We start from the raw sequence: 25,890 nt of genomic DNA on the forward strand, positions 1-25,890 counted from the left end.
TCCAAGACCGGCTGGCCCTTCGATTTAGACGATTGGATCATCATGTCCGTTAACCCTGCTAGCGTCACCAACCCGCCTGCGCAGTTTCCCGAGGACTTTGTCTTTGGCGGCGCCACTGCTGCCTACCAGGTAGAGGGCGAGACCCGCACTCACGGTAAGGGCAAGGTTGCCTGGGACGACTTTCTGGAAGCCCAGGGTCGCTTCTCTCCCGATCCCGCCTCCGACTTCTACAACCAGTATCCGGTGGACCTGGAGCTGTGCGAGGAGTTTGGCATCAACGGTATTCGCCTCTCCATCGCCTGGAGCCGCATCTTCCCCGAGGGCACCGGCAAGGTGAACCCCGAGGGCGTGCAGTTCTACCACGACCTCTTTGCCGAGTGCCACAAGCACCACGTTGAGCCGTTTGTCACGCTGCATCACTTCGACACGCCGCTGCCCCTCTTTGAGAAGGGCGACTTCCTCAATCGCGAGACCATCGACGCCTTTGTGGACTTTGCCACCTTCTGCTTTAAGGAGTACGCCGACCAGGTAACCTATTGGTTCACTTTTAACGAGATCTGGGCGGACGCCTCCAACACCTACATCGAGGGCACCTTCCCCGGTGGCGTCAAAGCTCATCTGGCCGAGGCCTTCCAGTGCGAGCACAACATGATGCTCGCCCACGCCAAGGCCGTGCTGGCCTTCCACAACGGCGGTTTTAAGGGCAAGATCGGCGTCATTCAATCGCTGGAGTTTAAGTATCCGCTCAACGAGAACGACCCCGCCGACATCAAGGCCGCCAATAACGAGCACGTGCTGCAGAACCAGTTCTTGCTCGACGCCACCTTCCGCGGGGACTATGCTCCCGACACCCTCGAGTGCGCCAACCGCCTGGCTGCCGTCTCGGGCGGCACCATCGAGATCCTGGACGAGGACCTCGAGATTATGCGCGAGGCAGCGCTCTACAACGACTACCTGGGCGTTAACAACTACCAGTGCCGCTTCCTCAAGGCCTACGACGGCGAGAACGACCTGCACCACAACGGCACGGGCGAGAAGGGTACCGGCCGCTGGCGCGTCAAGGGTATTGGCGAGCATGTGAACAAGCCCGGCATCCCCACCACCGACTGGGACTGGATCATCTATCCCGAGGGTCTGTTCGATCTGCTCGTCTACATTAAGCAGCGCTACCCCAACTACAAGCAGATCTTCATCACCGAGAACGGCATGGGCTACAAGGACCCCTACAAGGACGGCTTCGTTGACGACCAGCCGCGCATCGACTACATCGAGCAGCACCTGCGCTGGTTGCTCAAGGCCATGGAGGTGGGCGTCAACGTGGGCGGCTACTTCCTGTGGAGCCTGCAGGATCAGTTCTCCTGGACCAATGGCTACAACAAGCGTTACGGCTTCTTCTACGTTGACTTTGAAACCCAGAAGCGCACGCCCAAGGCAAGCGCCTACTGGTACAAGCACGTGGCGCAGACCCGTCGTCTGGACTAAAGACTAGCGGGGTTGCCTGCCCACATAACCTGTCCCCATTTCTCAGCCGGGGGCGGCACGTCACACGGCGCGCCGCCCCCGGCCTTTGTGTTTGGGCGGACCGGGAGCCGTTTGTCTCGATCTGTAACATCTGACCCGCGGTTTCGGCCCCAACTGTTACAGATCGAGATGAACACACAGGGCAATCCTCTCAGTCTCAATCTGTAACATCTAGCTAAGTTTTTGGGTCCTAGTTGTTACAGATCGAGATGAACACACGAGCCAACCCTCTCAATCTAAATCTGTAACAACTAGCTTGTGTTTTCGCCCCTAGCTGTTACAGATCGAGACAAATAAAATAGACCGGGCTGACAATCTCAGCCGCATGCCCCCTTTTTGGCCGCATTCCACCGATCAGATAAAGATCGTCATATACAGAGGTAGATATATCCTATGCCCTTCAGCCCTGAGCTGTTTTGGGTGAAGAACTATCTCTTCTCCGACTCGTCGTTCGAATCGTCTGCCGAAATCGTCAAGCGAGATTGTTGAATACGATTTGGAAGATTTAACTTCAACAGGAGTGACCCGCGGTTTTCCAGCCGCGTCTTCAAAGCCGCGCGAAACAAGAAAATCAATTTCACGCGTTCTGGGCCGACTCCCCTCTGTTTTGGAAGGCTCCTGCCAGCTGTAATAAAAAAGCGAATGCCCCAGACTCTTAAGCTGCTGCGCCACGATGTTCTCGATTAGCATTCCTTTATTAATTGAAATTCTTCCAAATTGAATGTCTCTATGAACATCCATAAGGTCCGGACCATCATCAAACGCCAAGCTCACGAGCAATCCCGTGTCCGCCATATAGCATTTAAGCGAAGACGCGTCCTCGTGCAGGCGGTAACCCACGCTCGGATCACTGCATAAATAGCAACGGTTAATCAGTCGCGCATCCTCAAGCCAGATTAACGCCGACTCATATGTCTCAAAACGGGACCCCTTCTCCAAGCTGTCAAATTTGAACCGTTTATTTGCCGCAGATAATTGACCCGGAATATCGTCATAAACCGCCCGCGCACGTCTAGCGTCCGAACCTCCAAACTTGGCAATGTCCTCCCTGTACAGTGCGATAATCTGCCGTTTAACCCTGTCGCATCCTCTAAAATCATTCTCTGCCACAAAGGAGTCGACCGACTGAGGCATACCACCGACAAGCATATACTCATCAAATAATCTCATGCACGTCGCATGAACGCCGTCCGGAAGCGCGGTCCGAGATTCGCGCGCTTTACGGATCTCTTCTGCATAAAGATCTTTTCCGGTCGCCCAAAGATACTCCTCAAAATCGAGGGGCTCGAGAGGGATTCTTTCTTCCTCTGACGGTATGACAATGCTATCGACATTCTTTTTGATGGAGACAAGAGAGCCTGTCTCGATGTAATCAAATCTGCCGTCTTCTACAAGATGCTTTATGTATTCGCGCGCGATGGGAAACCGCTGCACTTCATCAAAAATGACCAGCGACTCTCTCGGTTCGAGGGCCTTACCATACTGCAGCTGAAGCATGCGTAAAAAAAGATCGACATCTTCACGATGGTTCAGAAATATATCGAGCGTGGCTTTGCTAGCAGCCGAAAAGTCAATGTACAGATAATCCTTGTATTCATTTTGCGCGAAGCACTTGACGAGCGTCGTTTTGCCAACGCGTCTTGCACCCTCAATAAGCACCGCAGTGCGCCCTTGCGAGCGTTCTTTCCACTCCTGCAGACGATCATATGCCTTCCGTTTAAACATAATCTCACCTCAGCATAATTTACGTGCTAGTTTACAAAAATACCGACCTTCAGATATATCTAATAATACAAAAATGCCGAGCTTTAAATGAGCTTATAGCTACAAAAATACCGACCATTGCAATGGTTGAGACATACAGTAATACCGAGCTTTACGCATAACGGATGCTATGCCTCACCGTAAAACAGCTGCAACTCATCGCACAGGGGAACCTGCAATCTGCACGCGCACCTATTATGCGTCGTGATGATGTAAATACTCCGCAATGGCAGGGGCAAAAGTATCTCCCGCAGCACTCGCTAGCAGATAACCTGCGTATGCTCCTCGATGGCGGCGCGATCCTCATCGTCAATATCCGGCTCGCACACCACGGCGTCCAAATTGTCCAGGCGGCAGAACGTGCAGGAGTCACGCTTGCCGATTTTGCTGGAGTCGGCGATAAGATAGCGCGAACTATCAGGAACCTCGGCGGACGTGCCACTCAAACTCACAATAAAATGCCCCTCCCCGATCGCTCGGAGAAGGGCATCTGCATTGGCGTTCTTGCCAAAATCGACGGCGCGCAAGAACGCGCACCCGTCCGCATCAAGAGTGCGCTACTCGCCGAAACCGCCCTCAATAAGAGCGACCAACGCGTCAACGGCGGCAACCTCGTCGTCGCCCTCGGCACGCAACTCGACCTCATCGTTCTGGGTAATACCCGAGGTCATGATGGCAATCATGGACTTAGCGTCCTTGAAGTCACCATCCTTGGAGGCGTTGCGGACCTCAATCTTCGAGGCAAACTTAGCAGCCTCGGTCGCCAGCGTCGCTGCAGGGCGAGCGTGCAGGCCAGTGGGGTTAACGACCATAACGTTCTTGCTATACATTTCTAACTCCTTCGTCGTAGACCGACCAATTCATTTAGCCCAACGCGCGCGTTAGGCAAGGTAGAAGCATGCCGGACATTACGCATGCATACAACAAGTAGGCCGCGGACAACGTCGCCGCGGCAAATTCACAGGTGACTAGTCCTGATACAGCGGATGCCCCTCAGTGGGAACCACGCGCGTGCCAGCCAGGCAATCGTGAACGCACCGGCGCGCGGGGACGATCAGGAACATGAGCAGAGACACCGCTGTAATAATCATGCCCGCGATTTCCCAGTAATAATTCACGTCAACGCGGGTGACAAGCACCATTGTCTCGCGAATATATCGGGACACCACATACCCGCTGCCTTCGAGCAAAAAGCCAACGATAACCTGACGCCAAATCAAACGTCCGACGGAAGGCAAGCCGCCATCAAGCGTTGCGACACGAACATGCGCGATGCGCTTGCCCGGCGTTTGCCCCGGCCACGCCAGCAACGGAATCAGCACAAAGTATGCGATAGCGGCGAGCACGCACGATAGTCCGACCACGATACCGACGCTCCAGGGATACCCCATTGCCTCAAACACGTACAAGTCGGGGAGCATCGCGTTCTTGTGGGTCAGCGCAAGATAAACCAACACGGCCGGCAAGCCAGAGACAATACCACCCAAAATCCAGTCGATAACGTACGCGTACAAACGCGACAGCGGGGGCGCCGGCAGAATCGAGGATGCATTAGCCTTCGATTCCTTGTGAATCTTGCTCACAGTGCTCGCCGCAGGAGAAGGCATCTGCTCCGCGGTCGCCGCACGCGGCCGTTCCTTGCGCTTTTTAGCCATGCGCTACCTCACATCCAGAATGCGCAGCTGCTTATCAGTATGGTTAAGCGAGCATGCAACGCCGTCTTTCAACAAGACGTCGTCTTCAATGCGCACGCCTCCGACTCCAGGAATATATACGCCCGGCTCGCAGGACATGATCATTCCGTTGTCGAGCACAATCTCACCAGAGGGGTTTAGCAGCGGCAAGTCGCCACCCATGCCGATACCATGACCAAGACCATGGGTGAAATACTCACCGTAACCCGCTTCGTTGATTACACGACGTGCGGCCGTATCCACATCGCGCGCCGCCACACCGCAACGAATGGTATCGATGCCCGCAAGATGAGCATTCAAAACGGTCTCGTACACATGAGCCATCCGGTCGGTCGGGGCGCCCAGGAAGCACACGCGCGTCATATCTGACTGATAACCGTTGATCTGCACACCGAAGTCAATCAGGATCGGCTCATGTGCTTGGACCCGACGGTCGGTAGGACGGCCATGAGGCATGGCGCTGCGCTCGCCGGTGGCAACGATGGTATCGAACGACATTGCCTCGGCACCGGCGGCAATCGAGTAATAGTGCACGAGTGCGGAGATTTCAAATTCAGTCATATCCACGTGCAGCTGCTCGATCACCTTGGCGTACACGTCATCGGCAACATCGACCGCATGCTGGACCGCAGCAATCTCAGCCTCGTCCTTGTGCAGGCGCATCAGCGCCATCTCGCTGCCCAGCAGCGTGGTGCCAAAGCCCAAGCCCTCCAAGTTGCGATACTCCGAGATTGAGATTTCGGACTCCTCGATGCCCACCGTGGCACAGCCGCACTCCTTGAGTGCACGCTCGAGCTCGACCAAATAGCTCTTCCCCTGTTCGTGAACACGGAACTCCAGATCGAACTCGCGACCCTGGGCCTCGTTCACATAGCGGCCGTCCATGATGAGAAAACCGCGGTCACGCGTGATGAGCACCTTGCAACCGCTACCGGTCAACGTGCCCAGGTAGCGCTTCATGGTTTTACTCTTGATCAGCAATGCGTCGAGCTCGTGCTCGTCCAAGAAGGTACGGATATTATCCACATGTGCATTCATCGAACGTAGCGCCTTTCAAAGGAGCCCGACAATGAAGTCTCCCCCATCGCCGGGCTTTCATACTTTCAAAATCAGCAGGTGCAGGCGCCTGCTATTCCACTTGATTAGAAGTCGAGGTCAAGATCCTCGAGCAGAGCCTCGTCCTCAGCAGAGATCTCGGAATGTTTCTCGGCAGCCATACGAGCCTCTTCAGCCAATGCACGCTTCTCGGCAACCTTGCAGAAGGGGTAGTACACGATCAGTGCAAGGACCAGCTGAACCACGTTGGCCGCAATCGAGGTCCAAGACATGTTGGTCAGGAAGCCTTCCAGGAACACACCGACGTAAGGAGGCGTGAAGGTAGAGCAGGGTACCCAGCCCCAGCTCATGAACCAGAACGGGATGGAGGACAGGATGCCGCCGAAGATAACGAACGGGATAAAGAAAATCGGATTCAGAACAATCGGAGCACCGAACAGAATCGGCTCGTTTACGCCGAACAGCGACGGGATGAAAGCGATGCGGCCGATCTCGCGCTGGACCTTGGACTTGGAGAACATGAACCAGATAACAACGCCCATGGTCACACCCAGGCCGGTGAAACCGCCAAATGCGGACATGGGGCCAGGGGTGAAGATGTGGGTAGCGACACCACCGGCCTGAACCGCAGCGATGTTCTCAGCCAGGAACTGCGTGGAAATCGGCTGAACAATCGGCGACAGAACGGAGGGGTGAATGCCGAAGAAGAAGATGAAGCAGCGCAGGATGTGGTAGAAGGTAACCGCGAGCGGGCTGTCCATCGAACCGACGAGCGGGGCCAGGATGATCGAGAAGATCTCGTTGGGCATGATGCCGAAAACGCCCTGACACAGAACACGGATACCCAAGAACAGGCCGATGACGATAGCGGTGACCGGGATGATCTCGAAGGAGCTCGAGATGAAGTCGGGCACGGTATCAGGCATCTTGATGGTGAAGTGACGCTTCTTGCACCAACGGTACACCTCGACCGCGAGTAGCGAAGCGACCATGGCAACAAACAGACCCTTGGAACCCATGCCACGCAGCGCGATGCCGCCGGCCTCGTCCATTTCCATGCCGAGCAACAGGAAGGCAACGAGGGCCATGGACATGGAGCCGGGAGCGTCCAGCTCATAGGAATTGGCCAGGTGGTAGGCGGTAACGACGGAAACGAAGACCGACATCAGGCCCATGGAAACGTTATAGGCCAAATCGAAGTACTGGGTGTTGTTCAGAATCCAAACGGAGATGGGGTTGGTCTCGCCAATCATGTTGGGAATGGCGGCCGGGATCAGGCAGAACGAACCAATCAGTAGCAGCGGGGTCATGGCGATCATGGCCTTCTTAACTGCGGACAGGTGACGTTGCTTGTCCATCTTCTCGGCAACAGGGCCAAGATAGGTGTTCAGCAGGTTTTCGAATTTATCAAAGGCACTCTGCTTTTTCTCTACAGCTTCCGACATACGTCGCATCCTCCACTTCAGGAAATATCAAACAGGGGCTTACTGGTTTGCCTCGGCGGCCTCGCGGGCCATGTCAGCCTTCTTCTTGGCGATGAGCAGCTGCTTAAACACGGTAGCACCGTCCATCTTGCCGTAGGTCTCCTGATCGACGATCACGTATGGGATGTGACGAGGCTCAATCAGGGGCTTGATGGACTCGAGCTTATGGGCGATCTGAGGACCCATAATCAACGCGTCCATGTGGTCGACCTCCTGGTCCAGCAGGTCGGCAGCGATGGCCTTGAGCTCAAAGTCATCGTCGTTGAGCTTCTGGCTGTTGTGGATCGTCTGCTTGATGCGATCCATCAGCATGGTGGTGGAGAAACCACCGGCACAGCACAAAACGATGTTCATCTTTGCCATTGTTTATCCCTTTCTAACGGCAATTGAATACTGTTGGAGAAGGAACGGACCGCAGCGCTCGTAGCGCGCTTCGCTCCTTCGCAGACGTGTTTCTTACGCCTGCTTGGCCTCGGCGTCGCGCTCCTCGAAGATCTTGACGATCTCCTCGATGAGGTCACGGGCGAGCTGAGAGGTCATGTAGTGATCCTGGGCATGGACCATAAGCAGGCTCGCAGCGGCGGCGTTCTCCGCGCCGGACAGGGCCTGGGTAATCACCTCGGTCTGGGCGGCATGGGCGGCCAGATCGGCCTCCTTGGCTTCGGCAAGCAGCGCACGGGCGCCCTCGTAGTCGCGCTCACGCACGCAAGCGAGCGCGGCGAACGCCTTGCCCTTGCTGGCGCCGGCAGAGCCGATGATGGTCATGATTTGCTGTTCGTTGTTTTCCACCGGGATAATCCCTTTCTGCTCGGCGGGCACGTCACCGCTTTGACGGCGCGCCCGATTGAAACCGTTGACTGCCGAAGCGCTACTCGAAGCTCTTAAGCTCCTCATAGGTGACGCGATCGATCGAGGTTGCCAGCGCGCATACCAGATCGACTGCCGCGTCCAAATCGGCACCACGCATGACAGACCACGAACCGTGGCAGTAGCGCAACGGCACGCCGATCACCGTTGCCAGCTTGCCGTCTCCCACTAGATGAGCGGTGCCGGCATCGGTGCCGCCGCCCTTGAACAGGTCACGCTGGAAGGGGATGTTGTTCTTCTCGGCGGTGTCCACGATGAAGTGCAGCAGCTTCTCGTTGGGGACATGCATGCGGTCGTAGTGCACGATCATGGGACCGTGGCCGTTCTTGCGGCTGTTATTCCAACCGCGATCGAACTCGGGCGGATTAGCGATGTCCACTGGGATGACGATATCGGCATCCAGGTGCGCCGCAGCCGTCTGAGCACCACGGCAGCCAACCTCCTCGGAAGAGGAACCGGCGAACCACAGCTCGGCTGCGTGCGGGGTGTTGGCCAGGCGCTTCATGGCCTCGGTCACCACATACACACCGGCGCGGTCGTCGAACGCCTTGCCCAGCAGAATGTCACTCACGGGCTTGAGCTCGCACTCGGCCGCAAAGGTTCCCCAGTCGCCAATCTCAATGCCCAGCTCACGGACTTCTTCAGCCGTCTCGCAGCCAAAGTCGATGTACATATCGGTCGGAGTGCCGTCGGTATCGCGCTTGGCAAACAACACGCCGCGAACTTTCTCGCCGCTACGCGTCTTGATGCGCACAATCTGGCTCTCGACGCTGTTCTTACGCGGGCCGCCCACGCCGATCACATGAACCATGCCGATATCGGAAATATAGCGAACCATAAAGCCGGCCTCGTCCATGTGGCCGGTGAACAGAATGCGGACCGGATTCTCCTCGGTACCCGCGCTCTTAAACATGATCGAACCGAGTTTGTCGTACTCGACGGCGTCGGCGATATCGTCAAGCTCGGCATGCATGATGGAGCGGACCTCGCCCTCGCGGCAAGCGACAGCGTCGGCGTTGCTCAAGGCGAACATAAGCTCCTTGTTCATAGGTAACCCCCCCTTGTGGTCGTATGGCGGCGCCCGTAGTGGCGGCGTCTGTATGCGAGTGTATCGACAGCGCGCCGCAAATGATGTATCCGGGCTTTCACCGTAGCGGTGAAACGGTGAAAGTCCCTCCCCTTTCACCACGGCCGTGCAATTACTGGGGATGGGGCTCCATATGCATCTTTGTCATACTTATCTGCAACATACGCCGCTGATGCGAACCACGCCGGCGGTGTGCGACCCACATCCGCGGGTCGCGCCTATATCGCCGAGGAGGATACCTTATGCCGGTTTACGACTTCGATTCCATGGCTGACCGCTCGCTCGATCACGCTCGCAAGTGGGACCCCGCCATCATCAAGCAGAAATTCCCTAAGGCTGGGGATGACTACATTCCCATGTGGATCGCCGACATGGACTTTGCCGCCGCCCCCGCAATCTGCACGCGTCTGGCCGAGGTAGCCCAAAACGGAGCATACGGCTATGGCTATGCGCACAACGGCTTTTACAACGCTGTCATCAACTGGCAGCGCCGCCGCCATAACAACGAGGTCAAGCGCGAGTGGATCACGCTCGCCTATGGAACCGTCCCGACCATCCACTACCTGTATCAGGCATTCTGCCAGCCCAACGACTGCGTCATCCTCAACACGCCGGTCTACGACCCCTTTGGCTACGCGGCGCACAACAACGGGTTCCGCGTAATCGAAAACCAGCTCATCTATCGCGATCGCACCTATCGCATCGACTTCGACCTGCTCGAGGAACAGATGGATCGTTTCCGTCCACGCGTGCACCTGTTCTGCTCGCCGCACAACCCCGGTGGTCGCATCTGGACGCTCGATGAAATCACCCGCGTCGCCGAGATCTGCCACAAGTACAACTGCTTACTGGTGGTCGATGAGGTTCACTGCGAGCACATCATGGCCGGCTCGTTCATCTCGGCCCTGCAGCTGCCCGAGCGTTATCTGGACAACCTTATCGTACTCACCTCGCCCAACAAGGGCTTTAATCTGGGCGGCCTCAAGACTTCCTACTCTATGATCCCCAGCGAGCGCATCCGCACTATCTTCCGCCATCGCCTGGAGATGAACTCTATTACCTCTCCCAACACGTTTGGCTGCGCCGCCATCATCGCCGCTTACGATGAGTCCGAGGAGTGGCTGGACCAGATCACCGACTATCTGCGCGAGTCTTATGCACAGACCGCCGCCTTCATCGAGGAGAAGATGAAGGGTTGGGAGCTCATGCGTATGGATGCATCCTACCTACCGTGGGTGAACATCGCTGGCACGGGCGCCACGGCAACCGAAATCTGCAACCACATGGCAGCGAAGGCGGGCGTCATCGTGGGCGATGGCACCTTCTATGTCGCGAACGGCGCCGACTTCGTGCGCTTGAACCTGGGCATGCCTCGCAAGCTGGTCATCGAGGCCATGGATCGCATGGCTACCCACCAGCTCATCAAGTAGACCTCGCCCGCGTATCAAAGGCCCTCCTTTCATGCAACGCCCGCCCGAGTATGTGCTCGAGCGGGCGTTGTTATTTATGAGTTGAAATGTCGCGAAGCGACAAGCGAGAAGGCGACCACCCGACGGAGGGCCTTTTTGACGTAGCCACCCCCGCTTGTACGCAAACCCTACGCACAACGCAACAGGGCGTCCAAGAACTCCTGGTAGCTTTTTGCATGGGAGATGGCGCGCACAGCACCGGGCTTGAGTAGCACGCCCGAGATGTAATTGAACAGCTCGCCAAAAAACGCCCGGTCATCACGGGTAATCGACAGCATGATCACCGCATGCACCGTCGCGTTGTTCCACGCAAGGCCGCGCGGGAACAGAGCGACCGAGACGGCAGTGCGCTTGGCGTCCATATCGAGCGGGTGTGGCATCGCGATGTCACAGTATGCACTGGAGCTGATGTCCTCACGCTCCAGTAGGCGCTCAGTAAAATTCTCAAACGCGTAGCCACCCTCGATCAGCGGCGCACTCATCTTGCAAATCGCATCGCGCCAATCGTCAACCTCGGGCTCGATCGCAAAGAAATCCTCGGTGAAGAAGGTGCGCATGCTGCACTCAAGGTTTGTCCGCAGGCGCGCCTTAAGCAGCGCTTCGACACGCTCACGCATCAGCGAAATATCTTGCTTGCTAAAGAACGGAGAGACATTAACCACCGGTACCGGGCAATACCCCGACAGCGGCACGGTTGAAATCACGAGGTCAACGCGCGAGATGTCACCCGCCGCGTCGATGGCAGGCACGATACCCTCAACCACCACACAAGCATCAAGGGCATCGAGGAAACTGTCGATATGAGTCTCGTAGGCGTTGTGACGTGTGCACACCACCAGCGCATGCAGTTTATCGGCATTGGCGCGCTGCCCCTCCACCAAGCACCCCACGTGGAGCGCGATGTAGGCGATTTCGTCTTCGTTGACAGAAACGCCGGTCTCCGCAGCGATGACATCGGCGACAAACACCGCAACATCGTAAATAAACGGTTGACTGCTCTTGATGGCCTCGAGCTGCGGGTTACGCAACAGCATCCCGCAGCGCACGCGGGATAGCATATTGGCCAGATGCAGAGAGAAACGAAGCTCAAACTCGCCATCGCTCAAATTAAGCCCGAATTGATCGTGCACGCGCTCCACAATCGCACCCAACAGCTCGCGCGCATGCCGGTGCTCCGGGTCACTTGGTTCAAAACGATTCGCATGAATCAAGTTTGCACCCAGCATCAAGCGGACGGCATCGCGATCGGCATCGGACACGAGCACAGAGAAAAGGCCCTCGATAGCCGCGCAAACCTCACCCGCCACCTCGTCAAGACCCTCGCGCGCCTCGTTACCGGCGGGCTGAGCCGCCTTGACCGTCGTCGGTACCGACTCGAACCCATTGCTTGTGCGCTCCACGAAGATGGCAATATGTATGATGAGGCTCGAGAGCGCATAGCCGTTGATGTAGAACCCGCGGCGCTTCAGGCATGCGTCGATGCGCTCCTGCAACTGCGCGAGGTCGAGCTTGGGGAAATAGCGATTGATAAGGTCGATTTGGCTGAAATAGTCCTTCGTCTCGTCAAAGATCAGCTGGTTGACCATCTTCTTCTCACCCGATGCACTGCCCTCGATATACAGCGAGCCCGCGCGCGAACGCAGCACCAGGCCGTACCCGGACAACTCTCGTTTGATGGCAACCAGCTCATTATCGAGCGTCGCAAGCGAGATATAGAGGCTTTCCGCCAAATCGGCCGCGCGCACCTTGCGGTGGCGCATCAGCAGTTCAAACAGAATATAACGCTTGCGCGCCTCGGCCGTCTGCGGCACCTCGTTCGCCTGCTGCGACAGCAGCTGCGCCGCTGCTGTGGCATCCTCGATACGATAGCCCTTCGAGCTGGCAACAATCATGCCCTCATGGGTGCGATTAAGCGCGGTGATGTCGCTTTTGACAGTACGGGAAGAGCATCCAACCTGCGAAGCGATCTGAGACGCCGTGGTCCAGGACGCCCCGCTTTCGAGAATACGAACAATTTCCCTGCTTCGATCGGAACTCACGGCACCCTCCTATCATCGTCTCAGATAACTATACCTTCCGTCATAGGACCTGCCAATTTCACGCACATTCAAATCTTTCACCGCGTAGGTGAAATAGCAATCGTGGAAGTGCTGGTTATGCGATGTTGCAGCACGAAAAAACCGCCTATTATCGTAACGACGATGAATGCGCCACGGGAACGGTATCCCCGAGCGCGGCGGACGGGCCACATGGGCACCGGCCGCGACGTATCATACGCCGACATAGAAAAGGAACGCTATGAACATCAGACTGTTCGAATTGCGCGACGACGAGGTTGCCGCCTACATGCGCGCTGCCGCCAATCTTCCAGCAGGCTACTCCATCTCCTTTGACACTCAAATCCTCTCCGAAGCTAACATTGACTCCGTTGCAGGCTGCGAGGGAATCATCATCAACAACAAATCCGTGATGTCCGCCGCTTTGGTGGAGCGCGCGCACGAGCTGGGCGTTCGTTACATCGCTATCCGCTGCGTCGGCTTCAACCACGTGGACGTCAAGCGCGCCCAGGAGCTGGGCATCAAGGTGTGCAACACCGCCTATCCGCCCTACGGCGTTGCCGAGTTCACCGTTATGCTCATCCTGATGGCCTTGCGCCGCTGCAAGGCCGCCATTTGGCGCCAGCAGGTGAATGACTACTCCCTGGACGGGCTGCTGGGCCGCGAACTGCGCACGCTGACCGTGGGCGTGGTTGGCACCGGCCGCATTGGTCGCACCGTCATCGACAACCTCTCCGGCTTTGGCTGCAAGATCTTGGCCTACGATCCCTACCCCAATGCCGAGCTGGCAAACCGCGACAGCCTCGAGTACGTTGACATGGATACGCTCGTTGCCAACTCCGACGTCATCACCCTGCACGTGCCCCTCATGGACTCCACCCGCGGCATCATCAATGCCGATGCCATCGCCAAGATGCGCGAAGATGTGACCATCGTCAACGTCTCGCGCGGCGAGCTCATCGATACCGATGCCGTCATCGAGGCGATTGAGTCCGAAAAGATCGGTGCGCTTGCTATGGACGTCTTCGAGGACGAAGTGGGCATCTACCATGAGAACCGTATGCACGACATTCTTGCCAACCGCAAGATGGCTTACCTACGCCAGTTCCCCAACGTGCTGCTCACCAACCACATCGCGTTCTACACCGATATCGATGTAAACTGCATGGTCGAGCAGGGCGTTGCCGCTGTTCCCGCTATGGTTGAGGGTACCTGTGCCACTCAATTGTAATCACACCCATTCAGCGCGATAGCGCACCGTAGCCCCCGTCGGAACTTAGGTCCGACGGGGATACTTTTGTTCTTGGGCTTTGCCTTCTCAGCATGATATGGGCTCATAACTCGTCGCAACGCGCCAGCGTGCAGAGCAATCTGGCAACGAAGGCGATGAACACACCACCGGATGAACTGCATCCTGGCCTTTTTGTTTTTAGAATCGTGTTGAGCGTGTCACTTGCCCCTGCTTGCAAGCCTGCTCCACCGGCCGCCGCGACTATCGCGCGCGATTGAGCGCCTTACCAATCCCGATTGCATGGGCGCTGCGTCCATGCGCCTCTTTCCGTGTGGCGGATACGACCTTCCCGGTGGATGCCCCACATCCTTGGTCGTATCTGCCTTTTTTGCTTTTGAGCGGCCCGCGCCGCACGTTTGTCTCAATCTGTAACATCGAGCCGGGTTTTCGGTCCCAGCTGTTACAGACCGAGACAACTTAACGGTACCGATTTTTTGATGCGCCGTGGTACAATTATGTCCCAACGCAAAGGAGGTACCTATGCCCACCTGTGTGCCCGTCCGAGACATGAAGGACACCGCTGCATTTACCGCGCTTGTTGAGTCCGAGCGCGACGTCACCGTAACCAAGAACGGCTACGAGGCCATGCACTGCATCAGCAGCGACCAGTATCGCCTCATGCAAGAAGAAATCGCCAAAGCCAAGCTGCTGTCTCGCATGATGTTGGCAGAAGACGAGATATCGCAAGGCGACTACAGCGACTACGACTCCTTCGCGACCTCGATACGAGACAAATATGACCTATAACGTCGTAATACTCAAAAGCGCACGATACGAATACGAGAGTATTGTCGGATACCTTGCTCAAATCCTCATGAATCCACGTGCAGCAGGCAATTTTGTTGCTGAGTTTGAATATCAGCTTGATCTGCTTCGCGAGCAGCCGCTCCTACGGCCTCTCTCCCATATACGAGAGCTGGCGGCACGCAATTATCGATCGTTTCCCGTCAACAACTACGTGTGTCTTTACAAGTGTGAGCGCGATACGATCTATATCGCCCATGTCTTTCACCAGTCACAGGACTACGCCCGCCTGGTCTAGCCCGGCAGCACGAGCTAGCAGATGACCTGCGTGTGTTCCTCGATGGCGGCGCGGTCCTCGGCGGCGATACCTGGCTCGCACACCACGGCGTCTAAATTGTCCAGGCGGCAGAAGGTATAGAAGTCGCGCTTGCCGATCTTGCTGGAGTCGGCGATCAGATAGCGCGAGTCGGCCTTGCTAAAGGCGAGCTGCTGGATGCGGCCCTCTTCCATGTTAGACGTGGACACGTCGCCGTTCAAAATGCCGTTGGCGCCGATATAGGCTGCGTCGATTCCCAGCGCGCGCAGGGTATCCTCGGCCATGGGCCCCACAAAGGCGGCGGTGCGGCGGCGATACATGCCGCCCACGAGGCACAGGTCGCAGTCTTCGCGCGCCTCGAGCAAGTTAAACACCGAAAGCGAATTGGTCACAATGCGCAGGCGAAACGCCGGCAGCATCGAGGCCATCTGCTCAACCGTGGTGCCCGTACCCAAGAAGATGGTCGAGCCTTCCTCGATAAGCTCCACAGCGCGGCGTGCGATCTGCAGCTTTTCCTCGGCATGCTTGGTGCGCTTTTCACTGTGCGAATACTCATGGCGCAACATAGCGTGGGGACGGCCCTGCGCACTGCGGGCTCCGCCGTGCACGCGCTCGATCTCGCCCAGGCTCGCAAGCTCCTCAAGGTCGCGACGGATCGTCATGTCCGAAACGCCCAGCGCATCCGAGATCTCCTTGACCGAGACCGTACCCTGCTCCTCGAGCAGCTGACGAACCTTATCCTGTCGCTCTGCCTTAATCATTTTTACTCCTTTGAGTGGTTTTGTTCGCATTTATAGTAATCGAACATTTATGCTCACTCACCCTAAACGGTCGGTTTTTCCCGGTGAACGGTAGGATAGTAAACGCCAAACGTTGAATATCGAATGTATCCGACACATCAACTTCAGCTATACATAGGCAAAAAGCTGCGATTTTAAAATCATTTCAATCCAATGTTGCCTCAATAAAGCAAATTGAACTTTGCCGAACAATAGAAAACAGATTGACACACTAATTCTCTTAGACTTAAATAACAGGGAACTTAAACAAACAGATTCGAACATGTTCGATCTGCATGGAACGGAAGGAGTTGCAGACATGTCCGCAGAGAGCAATCTGTTCTTCGAAGACACCGTGTTTGTTTGCGACCGCACCACGCAAGAAGAGGTCTTTACCGAGATCGCCAATAAGCTGTCACTCAAAAACTATGTGGCGCCCGCGTTTCTCGAGAACATCATCGAGCGCGAAAAGGGCTACCCCACCGGCATGGATATGTCTGTCGTCGACCCCGAGTTGCCCAGCTTTGCCGTTCCCCATACCGAGGTCGAGTTTGTTCACACCCGTCGTATCGTGCCTGTCAAGTTAACGACCCCTGTCGAGTGGCACTCTATGATCGACCCTTCGCAGACCTTCCCCGTCTCGTTCCTCTTCATGATTCTCAACGACGACAAAGAGGCACAGGTGGGCATCCTCGCAAAGATCATGGACTTTGTTAACGCTCTGGGCACCGATCGCGTCAAGGAACTATTCTCTATGACCCACACGAACGCTATCTACCAGTTCTTGGTCGACAACTTCCCTGTCGACTAGCCAATTACCCTTAGGAATCCGCGGAATAACCCGCATAGAGAAAGGAATTCATCATGATTAAGGTTCTCGCAGCTTGTGGCGCCGGTGTTAACTCCAGCCATCAGATCAAGGACGCCATCGAGTCCGAGTTCAAGAATCGCGGCTACAACCTGCACTGCGACGCCGTGATGATCAAGGACGTCAACGAGGAGATGCTCTCTCAGTACGACATCTTCGCACAGATCGCCAAGACCGACTTTGGCTTTGAGGTTAAGACCCCGATCGTCGATGCTGGCCCGATCCTTTACCGCATGCCTGCCATGGCTAAGCCGGTTTACGACAAGATCGAGGCCATTATCAAGGAAAAGGGCCTCAACTAATCTTTTGCAGCTTCGCTCTGCGCAATTTTTGGCTTTAAGGAAGATGACGACCGGGAACGGCATCTTCCTTTTTTAAGGCAACATACGGAAAAGGAAATTCTCTTTTAGGAAAGAGGGAGACATGGACGCAGTAATCGGGTTTGCTAATGCCGTCTTTCAGCCGCTGATCGACCTTGGCGCAGCCCCTATGATGACCATCGTTTTGACGGTTATTGCCCTTCTCTTCAAAGTTAAGTTTACCAAGGCCCTCGAGGGCGGTCTTAAGCTCGGCATCGCCATTACCGGCATCGGCGCCATCATCAACATTCTGACGACGGCTTTCTCGAGCGCCATGACGACGTTCGTTGAGTCCACCGGCCTTCAGCTCACCGTTACCGACGTGGGTTGGGCACCGCTGGCCACCATCACCTGGGGTTCTCCCTACACGCTGTACTTCTTGATGGTCCTCGTCATCGTCAACATCGTGATGATCGTGCTCGCCAAGACCAACACTATCGACGTCGACATCTTTGACGTTTGGCACCTCGCCTTTGTCGGCCTTGCCTGCATCTACTTTGGCGCCAACATCGTCGTCGCCACGCTGCTCGTCGTCTTCGTCGGCGTTATGAAGATCATGAACTCCGACCTTATGAAGCCCACGTTCAACGATCTTTTGGGTGCTCCCGAGGAGAACCCCATGACCACGACTCACATGAACTACATGATGAACCCGCTGGCCATGCTGCTCAACAAGATCATCGACAAGGTGCTCCCCTTCCTCGATAAGTACGACTTCGACGCTGCCAAGCTCAACAACATGATCGGCTTCTGGGGCTCCAAGTTCGCTATTGGTATCTACCTGGGCGTCTTCGTCGGTCTGCTTTCGCACCAGACCCCGCAGCAGATCTGCACGCTCGCCTTTACCGCCGCAACCTGCCTTGAGCTGTTCTCCATGATCGGTTCTTGGTTCATCGCAGCCGTCGAGCCGCTGTCTCAGGGCATCTCCGACTTTGCCAACAACAGCAAGTGGCTCCAGGGCCGTACCCTCAACGTCGGCCTCGACTGGCCCTTCATCGCCGGCCGCGCCGAGATCTGGGCTGCCGCTAACATCCTTGCCCCCATCATGCTGGGTGAGGCACTGCTGCTCGCCAACGTTCCCTTCCCCTTCTCCCCGACTGGCACTTGGAACGGTCTGCTGCCGCTCGGTGGCATCATCGCCATGGGTCTGACGCCGGCACTGCTCGTTGTCACCCGCGGCCGCGTGATTCGCATGGTCGTTATCGGTGCCGTCCTGCTGCCCGTCTTCCTGGGCGCCGGCACCCTCGTCGCCGATTTCGTTACCTTTACCGCGAAGACCGTCGGCGCATTCCCCGATGGCGTTACCGGCCTGATCTCTCAGACCACCATGGAAGGACCTGTCGAGAAATTCCTGGCCTTCTTCGTGGGCAAGGCGACCACGGGCGATGTGACCATGATCATCGCCACTGTCGTTGCCATCGTCGTGTACGTCGCGCTCTTCGCTTGGTATCGCAAGCAGATGATCGCTCGTAACATCGAGTACGCGAAGCAGGACAAGTGCACCCTCTCGCCGCTCACCACCGGCAAGTTTACCGAGGAGGACCTCAAGGCTGCTAAGGAAGCCGAGTCCGCAAAGGCAAACGCCTAACTCATTGCCACATATCCCCTGTGGAAGAAACCCGTCGCATCCCGGCGGGTTTCTTTTTGTTTGTCCACAGTAAGTCAATCATCACTTTTTTGAGAAAAATACCCCCTGCTTTAGTGGGGTGTAGTGATAATCTCGCCTGTTCGCGCTACAGTTTGTCGGAAATACCTCGATGTTAGGAACTAAATGATCACTTCCGAGCTTTTCGGCACCGCACCGTGCGGTACCCCCGTTCATCGTTACACCCTCAACGGGCCCGAGATCTGCGTTCGTATTATGGACTATGGCGCCACCGTGTTGGGCATCGACGTGTCCGATATCCCCGGCAACGTGTGCGATGTGGTGCTGGGCTTCGATAAGCTCGAGGATTACTTTGACAACCCCGCCTGCTTTGGCACGACCATCGGACCTGTGGCCAACCGCACTGCAGGTGCCACGATCACCATCGCCGGCACGGACTGGCATATGCCCGCCAACGAGGGCGCCAACAACCTGCACAGCGATCTTGAGTACGGCCTGCACAAGCGCGTGTGGGACGTTGAGCTCGACGAGGTCCACAATGCCGTGCGCATGACCACCTCGCTTGAAGATGGCGAGCTGGGCCTGCCCGGCAACCGCACCTTTACGGCCGTGTTTACCGTGACGCGCACCGGCTGCTTCCGTATCGAATATGGCTGCGAGAGCGACCGCGCCACGTACGTGTCCATGACCAACCACACGTACTTTAACCTTGCCGGTCATAACGCCGGCATGGACTGCGAGCACTTCTTCGTTGCCAACGCTGCCCATTACCTGCCCATCGATGAGCAGAACATCCCCACCGGCGAGATTGCTCCAGTCGAGGGAACTCCGTTTGACTTTCGCGAGTTGCGCCCCGTCGCGCCTGGCATGGAGGCCGACGATCCGCAGATTAAGCAGGCCCGTGGCTACGACCACTGCCTGTGCATCGATGGCTATCAGTACGGACGTAATCTGCGCCGCGCGATGCACGTCGAGGAGATGTGGACCGGTCGTGAGCTGGACTACTACACCACCGCCCCGGGCGTGCAGCTCTACACCGGCAACTGGCTGGGCGACGAGCACGCCAAGGACGATGCCAACTACGGCTGGGGCGCTGGCTTTGCCCTCGAGGCCGAGATGTACCCCGACACACCACACCAGCCGCTGTTCCCACAGGGCATTGTGGGCCCGGGTCACCCCTACAGCAATGTGATCGAATACCACTTTATGAGGCACTAAGCCCATAACGCAACATATCGCACAGCAGCGCCCGCCGGCACCACCGCCGACGGGCGTTTTTCATCTTTTGGCTCATTTTCGCTGTGACTGTATGAGTGACATATCAAAACTATGCCCATTTACTACGTTTAGCCCGGGGTGCTCGACCATGCACCGGTTTTTGTTAAATTCGCAAGCCGTCTACCTGCGGTTTTGTTTTTCTCAAATTCGACATGCTCGGCGATAGCCGACCAAACGTAGTAAATGGGCATAGTTTTTGACAGGCGGCATCGCGCGCATCCCTCGCAAGGGCAAAATGATCCGTTTTCCTCCGTCCCCAAGGGATCAGTTGAACAGATTGCCAATGGGGTCGGGGGCGGAACTGGGGAGATAACGGATTTCTAGCTCTATGCCGAGCTTTTGCAACTCTTTGAAGGCGGCGATGTCCGTATCGTCTACGGCAATGGCAGGCGTTGCAGAGCGCTTGCCCTCCCTCGCCCGCATATGGCCGATGCTGATCTTGGTTATTGGCACACCGCCCTTAACCAGCGCGAGTGCATCCGTGGGCGACGCCACCATGATGAGAATCCATTGGCGCGGCGTTGCGGTATAAATGATGTCGATGGTCCTTTGCACCGAGAAAAACCGCGTCCAAACGCCTTCTGGCGCCGCCACCCTCATGGGTGCCCATTGGCGCGAATCCGCCGCGATCTCATCGTTGACGATTAAGACAAGATTGGAACCCACGGCTTCGTTCCACAGCTCAACGTCTTGCCCGTAAATGAAACGGTCATCGATACGCGTGAGAAGGATCTTGGGTTGAGCCATGGCTGCCCCATTCTGTTTGAGACCCATACGAGCGGGACGTCGGCCACCAACTCAACAGCAGGTCAAGTACCAAATGGGCACTGCAGACATCACGCCTCTAATATTAGTGCATTTAAAGTGAGAAAAGCCGTCAGAACACTTGCGCGGATGTGCGATGTCCCGTATCATAGACAGCCGTTGGCGCCTCAGTTGCGTCATCACATGGCCGCCAGCGTAGCTCAGTTGGTAGAGCACCGCTCTCGTAAAGCGGGGGTCACCGGTTCGAGCCCGGTCGCTGGCTCCATTGCTCAAGATAGCCGCCTTCGGGCGGCTTTTTTGTTGCCGATTTTGAGTGCGTGCGCGCCAATCCAAGCATCGCCACGTCAACAGCGGCCCACTCGGTGGACTTCGGGTTTAATGCTTAGGGGCGGGGATTTACCAAAGTGAAAAATTAATGAAAAGAAACCCAGTGCAACAAATGCCATGGCGAGGGCTCGAATTGGCCATATAGATCTAAAATAGTCACGATATACAAATGTCGAGAGACGTTGGGGATAGAGATGAAAAGAACTAAGGGTTTTCTTTTGTTGGTAATGATGCTGCTCGGACTGTTCTGCCTGAGTGGCCCTTCTTGGGCCGAGGCTGCCTGTCCTGAAGGTGAGCCTCAGCAGTCTTATACGGGCAGCCTGCTGATAACTGCTAAGGAGGGCGATGCCGACTCTCAGTCTGGGGTAAATCCCCTTGCCACTTTTGAGGGGGACGGCGGAACGGTCAAGCTTGACCATATTGGTAGCGGGATTTTGAGGTGGCAAGTTCTTCCGGACAAAATTGCGAACGATCCCTTCTCTTTTGCTGGAACGATTTATCTATACAAGGTTGTGAGCGGAAAACAAAAATACGTCGATTGCTATCCGACAAACGGGTCTGGAATTGCATTCACCGGCATTTCGGGGCAGATTGATACACATGTACGAAAGGGAACCTAAGTGGTGCGTTGGGTTGGAGCTGCTGCAGGTCCGATATGGATTGCGGTCTTGCGCCCCGATGTCCAAATAGGTTTCTCTCTCTAGACGGGAAGTTGCTCATGGACGCCATATATGACGGAGATGACTGGGTCGATCATTATACTTGGCGCCTGGTCGGCTCGAACGACAATGGGGATGTGGTGTTTGATGGACTATGTCCAAAGCATCTCCATCCTTTTGTCTCGTCGTTAATTGAGAGTTCCGCTCGTGTTGCCCCCTACAGCTCGGCATCGCTTCATGATACGGACGTTTTGAAGACCATAAGGGAATCAATTGACGATGGCACGATGAGCGGCCCGCTGTTTTCTCGGCTTGTGGGGCTAGATGAGATTGGCTCGAAACGACTGCTTGCGGGCGAAAAAGAGGAACTCACTTATCGGTCGATGATTTCAATCCTGCGGCTAGCCGATGTTCTTCGCAAATAAATGAGGCTTCCCTATTCAAAAACAGAAAACCCCGCCAAACGTGATTTCCCTAGGGAAAACCCGTTTGGCGGGGTCCTAGCGTGATTTCCCTAGGGGAATCACGCCATCAGACGAACAGCTCAGCCGAGCAGCTCGCTACTCCTCCCAGTAGGCGTCGGCAAGCAACTTAAAGCAGATCTTCTTGACCGGCTGTGCGCCATCGCCCGGGAACTCGAGCGTGGGCATGTGGGGCTCGCCGGCAACGAACAGCGCGAATTTGTCGTCGGCAAGATCGCCGGCGATCGAGGCGTCGGAATCGACCAGATCATAGTCGTCCTTCTCGTCAAACTCCTGGACCAGCGTCAGGCTGCCCGTGGCAACCTTAAAGGCCTCGCGACCCTCAACGTCGATCTGCAGGTCGTGATAGCGCTGATGCGTCTCATAGTGAGCCTCGGCCTCGGGACGCGTCGTGGGAGCCATGACGTTCGCAAAGACCTTGTCGCCCAGAATCGGATGGCTGCCGACCTCGAGCTTCGCCGGATCATTCTCCTCGAGCCAATCGATCAGCACGTCGAGGCCCTTGAGCATTCCGCGGTACTCCTCGATATCGCCCAATGCACCGTAAATCATCTAAATCCCCTCTCGGATCGTTTCTTTGGCGGCTACTCGGCAAACGCATTACCGACGCTGTTGCCACCCACATGCGTCTCGACCAGGGTAAGGTCGGGATTGAACACGACAGTGTCGGCGTCGCGCCCCGGCATAATGCTACTGCACTTGTCGTCGACTCTAACCACAAGCAAGCAACCGATGCCGGGGCCGCAGCACAAGCTCCTACAGCTCGGTCACGACAACGCCGTTGTAGACCTCGTCCCAACGATCCATAACCAAGTGGCCAGTCATGGGATCCATGGCATTGAGCTTGCCGCAGGTGTTGGCGGTACGCAGCACCGTCTCGTCGTCGGCACCGGCAGCAATCGCATGTGCGAAGCCGGCAATGGTCGAATCGCCAGAGCCCGTAGCGTTAACGGCGGGGATATCGGGGGTCTTGGCGCGGAATGCACGGCCATTATGGAAGCCCACGGAGCCGGCAGCGCCCATGGACACGACGACCCAGGGGATATCGGAGAAGCGGGCATCAGAGGCGAGCGCGGCGCGGAGCTCGTCCACATCGTCGGTGGTAAAGCTCGTGCCCAGAAGGCCGTTAATCTCGGTCAGGTTAGGCTTGACCAGCTCGGGCTTAATTTCGGACTTAAGGGCGGCCTCGAGCGAAGCACCCGAGGTATCGAGCAGCACCTTGGCGCCGGCGTTCTCGGCAATACCCGTGATCTTGGCGTAGTAGCCCGCCTCGACACCACGGGGCAGCGAACCCGAGATGGTAACGACAGCGGCCTTGCTCGCAAGCTCGGCGAACTTGGCGGTAAAGGCATCGAGCTCCTCGGGGGCAATCGTCGGGCCGCTCTCGAGTAGCTCGGTCTGGTTGCCGGCGTGGAGGATGTTAAGGCAAATACGAGTCTCGCCCTTGATGGGTACAAAATCATTCTTAATGCCGTTAGCATCCATGAGCTCGGCCATGTAGGCGCCCATGTGGCCGCCGAGTAGACCAGTTGCCACAACGTCGTCGCCCAGCTGACCCAGTACACGGGCCACGTTGAGACCCTTGCCGCCGGCGGTCTTTTCGGGCGTCACACGGTTAACGTCGTCGATAATGAGCTCATCGAGCTGATAGCGTGTATCGACGGACGGGTTCATCGTAACGGTGAGGATCATTTTTAGCTCCTTATCTCGCAGGCTCCTTGTGCCTCGCGATACGAGTCGACAAAACGGAATTACAGAATCTCAATCGTGAACGAGCGAACGACGGTCTCCTTGGGCTTGGCGACAAGGCAGCCACGCTTATGCTCAAGCACGTCGTCCTCATCGGAGCAGGTCGAAAGGCCGCCCCAAGGCTCAACTGCCACAAAATCACCCTCGGGCTTGCTCCACACAATGAGATATGGGAAGCCCTCAAAGCTCAGGCGAACGCCCTTGTCCTCGCCCTTTTTGGAAAGCGTGACCTGGCGGCTCTCGAGCACGTCAAAGATGGTCTCCGCAAAATCGAAGAGCTCGTGCGACAGGGGCAGCGTCTTTCCCACCATGGGGTTCTTGGAGCGCTTGTCCACGTCAATCAAGCCAGTCGAAGGGACAGCGGTGCAAAGCTCTGCAGCCTCTTCTTTCTCAAAGCGCAACTCGTAGTCCGTATAGGCCTCGCCCTCATCGAGCGGGCACCTAAAGCCGGGATGCCCACCGATAAAGAACGGCATGTCCTCGGTGCCCTCGTTGGTAACCTCATAGGAGACACGCACGGCGGCGTCCTCGAGCGTATAGCGGGCGACGAGCCTAAACGGATACGGATAATCGCTCAGCAGCGCGGCGTTATCCTCGGATGCCAGGCACATAGCCAGCTCGTTTGCGCTTTGGCTCAACAGCTTCCACTCCTGCTTGCGCGCAAAGCCGTGGCGGGCGAGCTTCACATGATGCCCGGCAAACGTCATGGCGCTACCATCGCGCAAGCCTCCGCAAATCGGGAAGCAAATCGGTGCCTGGCCGGACCACACGGCGGGATCGCCCTGCCACAGATACTCGCGACCTCCAGCCTCAATCGAGGTAAACGAGCCGCCGGCCGTGGAGACCTTGATAGAAATCGAATCGTTGGAGAGAGCGTATTCCATTGCCCATCCTTTCGAACAACTGCTTTTTGCTCGCAAGTACCCGTCTCGGCCCTGACCAAAGGACAAACCCGCACGTTCATCGATGCGTCCGGTATCCCAGCCATGCAACGGGGTACCATATAGACATTAATGCAATTACAGCTGAAAGGCCTTCTTATGCGAACCATCATCCTTTATGCCTCACGCCACCACGGCAATACGAAAAAGCTCGTGGACGCCATCGTCGAGGCGCACCCCGAAATCGATACCCTCGACGTGAAGTCACTCGGTAAAAACGAGTACCCCGACCTGCACGAATACCATCTGATCGGCGTCGCCACGGGCATTTATTACTCCGAGATCGACAAAGATATGGCGCGCGTGCTCACTAACGTGCTGCAGCCGCAGGACAAGGTATTTGGCCTTATGACCTACGGTGGCAAAAACAAGTGGTACGGCAAGGATATCGATGGCATCTGCCGCATGAGGCAGGCCATCTTTATGGGTGTCTACGGCTGCCCCGGCTTTGATACGTGGGGGCCGTTCAAACTCACCGGCGGTGTCCAAAAGGGACACCCGACCGCCGAAGAGATTAAAGGCGCCGTCGACTTCTTCGACAAGATCGAAGACGAGTATGGCGACATCATCGTCGAAGAGTACGCCAAGCGCGAGAAGCGCCTAGCATACGAAAAGGAGCATCCTGCAGGAGGTCTTGTGGCCGGCGTTAAGCGCACGGCAAAGAAGATCGCTAACAAGCTGTAACTGTTAAGGTGCTTTTGAGCGTTTAACCCATACGGCGGGTCCG

At 56.5% G+C, this 25,890-nt stretch carries 27 protein-coding genes and 1 tRNA gene; 13 read left to right on the forward strand and 15 right to left on the reverse strand.

Annotation, left to right across the window (positions count from 1 at the left end):
- Positions 1 to 42 precede the first annotated feature (42 nt).
- Positions 43 to 1,482, forward strand: coding sequence for a 6-phospho-beta-galactosidase (gene lacG, locus DW037_RS05585; protein ID WP_117735483.1), 1,440 nt, complete (start codon positions 43 to 45; stop codon positions 1,480 to 1,482).
- A gap of 393 nt (positions 1,483 to 1,875) precedes the next feature.
- On the opposite strand, the gene DW037_RS05590 is transcribed toward lacG, so the two are convergent.
- The 9 genes from DW037_RS05590 to DW037_RS05630 form a co-directional block, all read right to left on the reverse strand.
- A complete protein-coding gene (locus DW037_RS05590) occupies positions 1,876 to 3,246 on the reverse strand; it encodes an ATP-binding protein (protein ID WP_117629883.1) in 1,371 nt (456 codons plus the stop codon).
- A 299-nt stretch (positions 3,247 to 3,545) separates the two neighbouring features.
- Positions 3,546 to 3,737 (reverse strand): hypothetical protein, encoded by a 192-nt coding sequence (locus DW037_RS05595; protein WP_199578335.1) that lies wholly within the window; start codon positions 3,735 to 3,737, stop codon positions 3,546 to 3,548.
- A 105-nt stretch (positions 3,738 to 3,842) separates the two neighbouring features.
- Positions 3,843 to 4,115 carry an HPr family phosphocarrier protein gene (locus DW037_RS05600; protein ID WP_117716313.1) on the reverse strand — a complete coding sequence of 91 codons (273 nt, stop codon included), beginning with the start codon at positions 4,113 to 4,115 and terminating at the stop codon, positions 3,843 to 3,845.
- A 138-nt stretch (positions 4,116 to 4,253) separates the two neighbouring features.
- Positions 4,254 to 4,940: an RDD family protein gene (locus tag DW037_RS05605; protein WP_117716312.1), complete on the reverse strand. Its 687-nt coding sequence runs from the start codon at positions 4,938 to 4,940 to the stop codon at positions 4,254 to 4,256.
- Between the two features lie 3 nt (positions 4,941 to 4,943).
- Positions 4,944 to 6,017, reverse strand: coding sequence for a M24 family metallopeptidase (locus DW037_RS05610; RefSeq protein ID WP_118372954.1), 1,074 nt, complete (start codon positions 6,015 to 6,017; stop codon positions 4,944 to 4,946).
- 104 nt (positions 6,018 to 6,121) lie between these two features.
- Positions 6,122 to 7,480 carry a PTS sugar transporter subunit IIC gene (locus tag DW037_RS05615; protein ID WP_118372955.1) on the reverse strand — a complete coding sequence of 453 codons (1,359 nt, stop codon included), beginning with the start codon at positions 7,478 to 7,480 and terminating at the stop codon, positions 6,122 to 6,124.
- 39 nt (positions 7,481 to 7,519) lie between these two features.
- Positions 7,520 to 7,882 (reverse strand): PTS sugar transporter subunit IIB, encoded by a 363-nt coding sequence (locus DW037_RS05620; RefSeq protein WP_199412180.1) that lies wholly within the window; start codon positions 7,880 to 7,882, stop codon positions 7,520 to 7,522.
- A gap of 93 nt (positions 7,883 to 7,975) precedes the next feature.
- Positions 7,976 to 8,308, reverse strand: a complete 333-nt coding sequence (locus DW037_RS05625; RefSeq protein ID WP_233508986.1) for a PTS lactose/cellobiose transporter subunit IIA — start codon at positions 8,306 to 8,308, stop codon at positions 7,976 to 7,978.
- Between the two features lie 79 nt (positions 8,309 to 8,387).
- A complete protein-coding gene (locus tag DW037_RS05630; protein WP_117716308.1) occupies positions 8,388 to 9,434 on the reverse strand; it encodes an aminopeptidase in 1,047 nt (348 codons plus the stop codon).
- 281 nt (positions 9,435 to 9,715) lie between these two features.
- Here DW037_RS05630 and DW037_RS05635 point away from each other — a divergent pair, with 281 nt between their 5' ends.
- A complete protein-coding gene (locus DW037_RS05635; RefSeq protein WP_118372956.1) occupies positions 9,716 to 10,903 on the forward strand; it encodes a MalY/PatB family protein in 1,188 nt (395 codons plus the stop codon).
- A 167-nt stretch (positions 10,904 to 11,070) separates the two neighbouring features.
- Here the strand turns inward: DW037_RS05635 and DW037_RS05640 are convergent, their stop codons facing one another.
- Entirely contained in the window at positions 11,071 to 12,981 is a 1,911-nt protein-coding gene (locus tag DW037_RS05640; protein ID WP_118372957.1) for a transcription antiterminator, read from the reverse strand.
- Positions 12,982 to 13,240: 259 nt separating this feature from the next.
- Here DW037_RS05640 and DW037_RS05645 point away from each other — a divergent pair, with 259 nt between their 5' ends.
- The 3 genes from DW037_RS05645 to DW037_RS05655 all read left to right on the forward strand — a co-directional run bounded on the left by DW037_RS05645 (position 13,241) and on the right by DW037_RS05655 (position 15,332).
- Positions 13,241 to 14,230 (forward strand): D-isomer specific 2-hydroxyacid dehydrogenase family protein, encoded by a 990-nt coding sequence (locus DW037_RS05645; RefSeq protein ID WP_117716305.1) that lies wholly within the window; start codon positions 13,241 to 13,243, stop codon positions 14,228 to 14,230.
- A gap of 540 nt (positions 14,231 to 14,770) precedes the next feature.
- Positions 14,771 to 15,037 carry a type II toxin-antitoxin system Phd/YefM family antitoxin gene (locus DW037_RS05650; protein WP_118372958.1) on the forward strand — a complete coding sequence of 89 codons (267 nt, stop codon included), beginning with the start codon at positions 14,771 to 14,773 and terminating at the stop codon, positions 15,035 to 15,037.
- Positions 15,027 to 15,332, forward strand: a complete 306-nt coding sequence (locus tag DW037_RS05655) for a type II toxin-antitoxin system RelE/ParE family toxin (protein WP_117785945.1) — start codon at positions 15,027 to 15,029, stop codon at positions 15,330 to 15,332. Before DW037_RS05650 ends, DW037_RS05655 begins: the two co-directional genes overlap by 11 nt.
- A 14-nt stretch (positions 15,333 to 15,346) precedes the next feature.
- Here DW037_RS05655 and DW037_RS05660 read toward each other — a convergent pair whose 3' ends face one another.
- Entirely contained in the window at positions 15,347 to 16,111 is a 765-nt protein-coding gene (locus tag DW037_RS05660; protein ID WP_118372959.1) for a DeoR/GlpR family DNA-binding transcription regulator, read from the reverse strand.
- 337 nt (positions 16,112 to 16,448) lie between these two features.
- On the opposite strand from DW037_RS05660, the gene DW037_RS05665 reads away from it, so the two are divergent.
- The 4 genes from DW037_RS05665 (at position 16,449) to DW037_RS05680 (ending at position 20,180) form a co-directional block, all read left to right on the forward strand.
- Positions 16,449 to 16,940 carry a PTS sugar transporter subunit IIA gene (locus DW037_RS05665; RefSeq protein WP_118372960.1) on the forward strand — a complete coding sequence of 164 codons (492 nt, stop codon included), beginning with the start codon at positions 16,449 to 16,451 and terminating at the stop codon, positions 16,938 to 16,940.
- Positions 16,941 to 16,993: 53 nt separating this feature from the next.
- A complete protein-coding gene (locus DW037_RS05670) occupies positions 16,994 to 17,299 on the forward strand; it encodes a PTS sugar transporter subunit IIB (protein WP_117716300.1) in 306 nt (101 codons plus the stop codon).
- 121 nt (positions 17,300 to 17,420) lie between these two features.
- A complete protein-coding gene (locus DW037_RS05675; RefSeq protein WP_118372961.1) occupies positions 17,421 to 18,944 on the forward strand; it encodes a PTS transporter subunit IIC in 1,524 nt (507 codons plus the stop codon).
- Between the two features lie 183 nt (positions 18,945 to 19,127).
- Positions 19,128 to 20,180: an aldose epimerase family protein gene (locus DW037_RS05680; RefSeq protein WP_118372962.1), complete on the forward strand. Its 1,053-nt coding sequence runs from the start codon at positions 19,128 to 19,130 to the stop codon at positions 20,178 to 20,180.
- 324 nt (positions 20,181 to 20,504) lie between these two features.
- Here DW037_RS05680 and DW037_RS05685 read toward each other — a convergent pair whose 3' ends face one another.
- The gene (locus DW037_RS05685) at positions 20,505 to 20,987 is read right to left on the reverse strand and encodes a PTS sugar transporter subunit IIB (protein ID WP_118227293.1); all 483 of its coding nucleotides are present in this window, start codon (positions 20,985 to 20,987) and stop codon (positions 20,505 to 20,507) included.
- Positions 20,988 to 21,194: 207 nt separating this feature from the next.
- Here DW037_RS05685 and DW037_RS05690 point away from each other — a divergent pair.
- From DW037_RS05690 to DW037_RS05700, 3 genes are all read left to right on the forward strand, one after another.
- A tRNA-Thr gene (locus tag DW037_RS05690) sits at positions 21,195 to 21,270 on the forward strand.
- Between the two features lie 256 nt (positions 21,271 to 21,526).
- The gene (locus tag DW037_RS05695) at positions 21,527 to 21,952 is read left to right on the forward strand and encodes a hypothetical protein (RefSeq protein WP_118237208.1); all 426 of its coding nucleotides are present in this window, start codon (positions 21,527 to 21,529) and stop codon (positions 21,950 to 21,952) included.
- Positions 21,953 to 22,050: 98 nt separating this feature from the next.
- Entirely contained in the window at positions 22,051 to 22,416 is a 366-nt protein-coding gene (locus DW037_RS05700) for a hypothetical protein (protein WP_118372963.1), read from the forward strand.
- 135 nt (positions 22,417 to 22,551) lie between these two features.
- Here the strand turns inward: DW037_RS05700 and DW037_RS05705 are convergent, their stop codons facing one another.
- The 3 genes from DW037_RS05705 to DW037_RS05720 all read right to left on the reverse strand — a co-directional run bounded on the left by DW037_RS05705 (position 22,552) and on the right by DW037_RS05720 (position 25,106).
- Positions 22,552 to 23,025, reverse strand: coding sequence for a YhcH/YjgK/YiaL family protein (locus DW037_RS05705; RefSeq protein WP_117629886.1), 474 nt, complete (start codon positions 23,023 to 23,025; stop codon positions 22,552 to 22,554).
- A 204-nt stretch (positions 23,026 to 23,229) separates the two neighbouring features.
- On the reverse strand, positions 23,230 to 24,165 hold the full coding sequence (locus DW037_RS05715) for a hexose kinase (RefSeq protein WP_117648435.1): 936 nt from the start codon (positions 24,163 to 24,165) through the stop codon (positions 23,230 to 23,232).
- A 59-nt stretch (positions 24,166 to 24,224) separates the two neighbouring features.
- Positions 24,225 to 25,106: an aldose 1-epimerase family protein gene (locus tag DW037_RS05720; protein ID WP_118372964.1), complete on the reverse strand. Its 882-nt coding sequence runs from the start codon at positions 25,104 to 25,106 to the stop codon at positions 24,225 to 24,227.
- Between the two features lie 156 nt (positions 25,107 to 25,262).
- Between DW037_RS05720 and DW037_RS05725 the strand changes: the two genes are divergently transcribed.
- Positions 25,263 to 25,847, forward strand: coding sequence for a flavodoxin domain-containing protein (locus DW037_RS05725; protein WP_118372965.1), 585 nt, complete (start codon positions 25,263 to 25,265; stop codon positions 25,845 to 25,847).
- Positions 25,848 to 25,890 lie beyond the last annotated feature (43 nt).

Origin of the sequence: Collinsella sp. AF39-11AT, assembly GCF_003474585.1 — a bacterium.
Classification (GTDB): domain Bacteria; phylum Actinomycetota; class Coriobacteriia; order Coriobacteriales; family Coriobacteriaceae; genus Collinsella.

Coding starts and splice junctions, on each gene's coding strand:
- DW037_RS05705 (WP_117629886.1), bottom strand. CDS start 23,025: ATGATTTACGGTGCATTGGGCGATATCGAGGAGTACCGCGGAATGCTC.
- DW037_RS05685 (WP_118227293.1), bottom strand. CDS start 20,987: ATGGCTCAACCCAAGATCCTTCTCACGCGTATCGATGACCGTTTCATT.
- DW037_RS05655 (WP_117785945.1), top strand. CDS start 15,027: ATGACCTATAACGTCGTAATACTCAAAAGCGCACGATACGAATACGAG.
- DW037_RS05645 (WP_117716305.1), top strand. CDS start 13,241: ATGAACATCAGACTGTTCGAATTGCGCGACGACGAGGTTGCCGCCTAC.
- DW037_RS05725 (WP_118372965.1), top strand. CDS start 25,263: ATGCGAACCATCATCCTTTATGCCTCACGCCACCACGGCAATACGAAA.
- DW037_RS05590 (WP_117629883.1), bottom strand. CDS start 3,246: ATGTTTAAACGGAAGGCATATGATCGTCTGCAGGAGTGGAAAGAACGC.
- lacG (WP_117735483.1), top strand. CDS start 43: ATGTCCGTTAACCCTGCTAGCGTCACCAACCCGCCTGCGCAGTTTCCC.
- DW037_RS05715 (WP_117648435.1), bottom strand. CDS start 24,165: ATGATCCTCACCGTTACGATGAACCCGTCCGTCGATACACGCTATCAG.
- DW037_RS05615 (WP_118372955.1), bottom strand. CDS start 7,480: ATGTCGGAAGCTGTAGAGAAAAAGCAGAGTGCCTTTGATAAATTCGAA.
- DW037_RS05720 (WP_118372964.1), bottom strand. CDS start 25,106: ATGGAATACGCTCTCTCCAACGATTCGATTTCTATCAAGGTCTCCACG.
- DW037_RS05675 (WP_118372961.1), top strand. CDS start 17,421: ATGGACGCAGTAATCGGGTTTGCTAATGCCGTCTTTCAGCCGCTGATC.
- DW037_RS05635 (WP_118372956.1), top strand. CDS start 9,716: ATGCCGGTTTACGACTTCGATTCCATGGCTGACCGCTCGCTCGATCAC.
- DW037_RS05670 (WP_117716300.1), top strand. CDS start 16,994: ATGATTAAGGTTCTCGCAGCTTGTGGCGCCGGTGTTAACTCCAGCCAT.
- DW037_RS05610 (WP_118372954.1), bottom strand. CDS start 6,017: ATGAATGCACATGTGGATAATATCCGTACCTTCTTGGACGAGCACGAG.
- DW037_RS05665 (WP_118372960.1), top strand. CDS start 16,449: ATGTCCGCAGAGAGCAATCTGTTCTTCGAAGACACCGTGTTTGTTTGC.
- DW037_RS05700 (WP_118372963.1), top strand. CDS start 22,051: ATGGACGCCATATATGACGGAGATGACTGGGTCGATCATTATACTTGG.
- DW037_RS05650 (WP_118372958.1), top strand. CDS start 14,771: ATGCCCACCTGTGTGCCCGTCCGAGACATGAAGGACACCGCTGCATTT.
- DW037_RS05660 (WP_118372959.1), bottom strand. CDS start 16,111: ATGATTAAGGCAGAGCGACAGGATAAGGTTCGTCAGCTGCTCGAGGAG.
- DW037_RS05605 (WP_117716312.1), bottom strand. CDS start 4,940: ATGGCTAAAAAGCGCAAGGAACGGCCGCGTGCGGCGACCGCGGAGCAG.
- DW037_RS05680 (WP_118372962.1), top strand. CDS start 19,128: ATGATCACTTCCGAGCTTTTCGGCACCGCACCGTGCGGTACCCCCGTT.
- DW037_RS05620 (WP_199412180.1), bottom strand. CDS start 7,882: ATGGCAAAGATGAACATCGTTTTGTGCTGTGCCGGTGGTTTCTCCACC.
- DW037_RS05630 (WP_117716308.1), bottom strand. CDS start 9,434: ATGAACAAGGAGCTTATGTTCGCCTTGAGCAACGCCGACGCTGTCGCT.
- DW037_RS05695 (WP_118237208.1), top strand. CDS start 21,527: ATGAAAAGAACTAAGGGTTTTCTTTTGTTGGTAATGATGCTGCTCGGA.
- DW037_RS05600 (WP_117716313.1), bottom strand. CDS start 4,115: ATGTATAGCAAGAACGTTATGGTCGTTAACCCCACTGGCCTGCACGCT.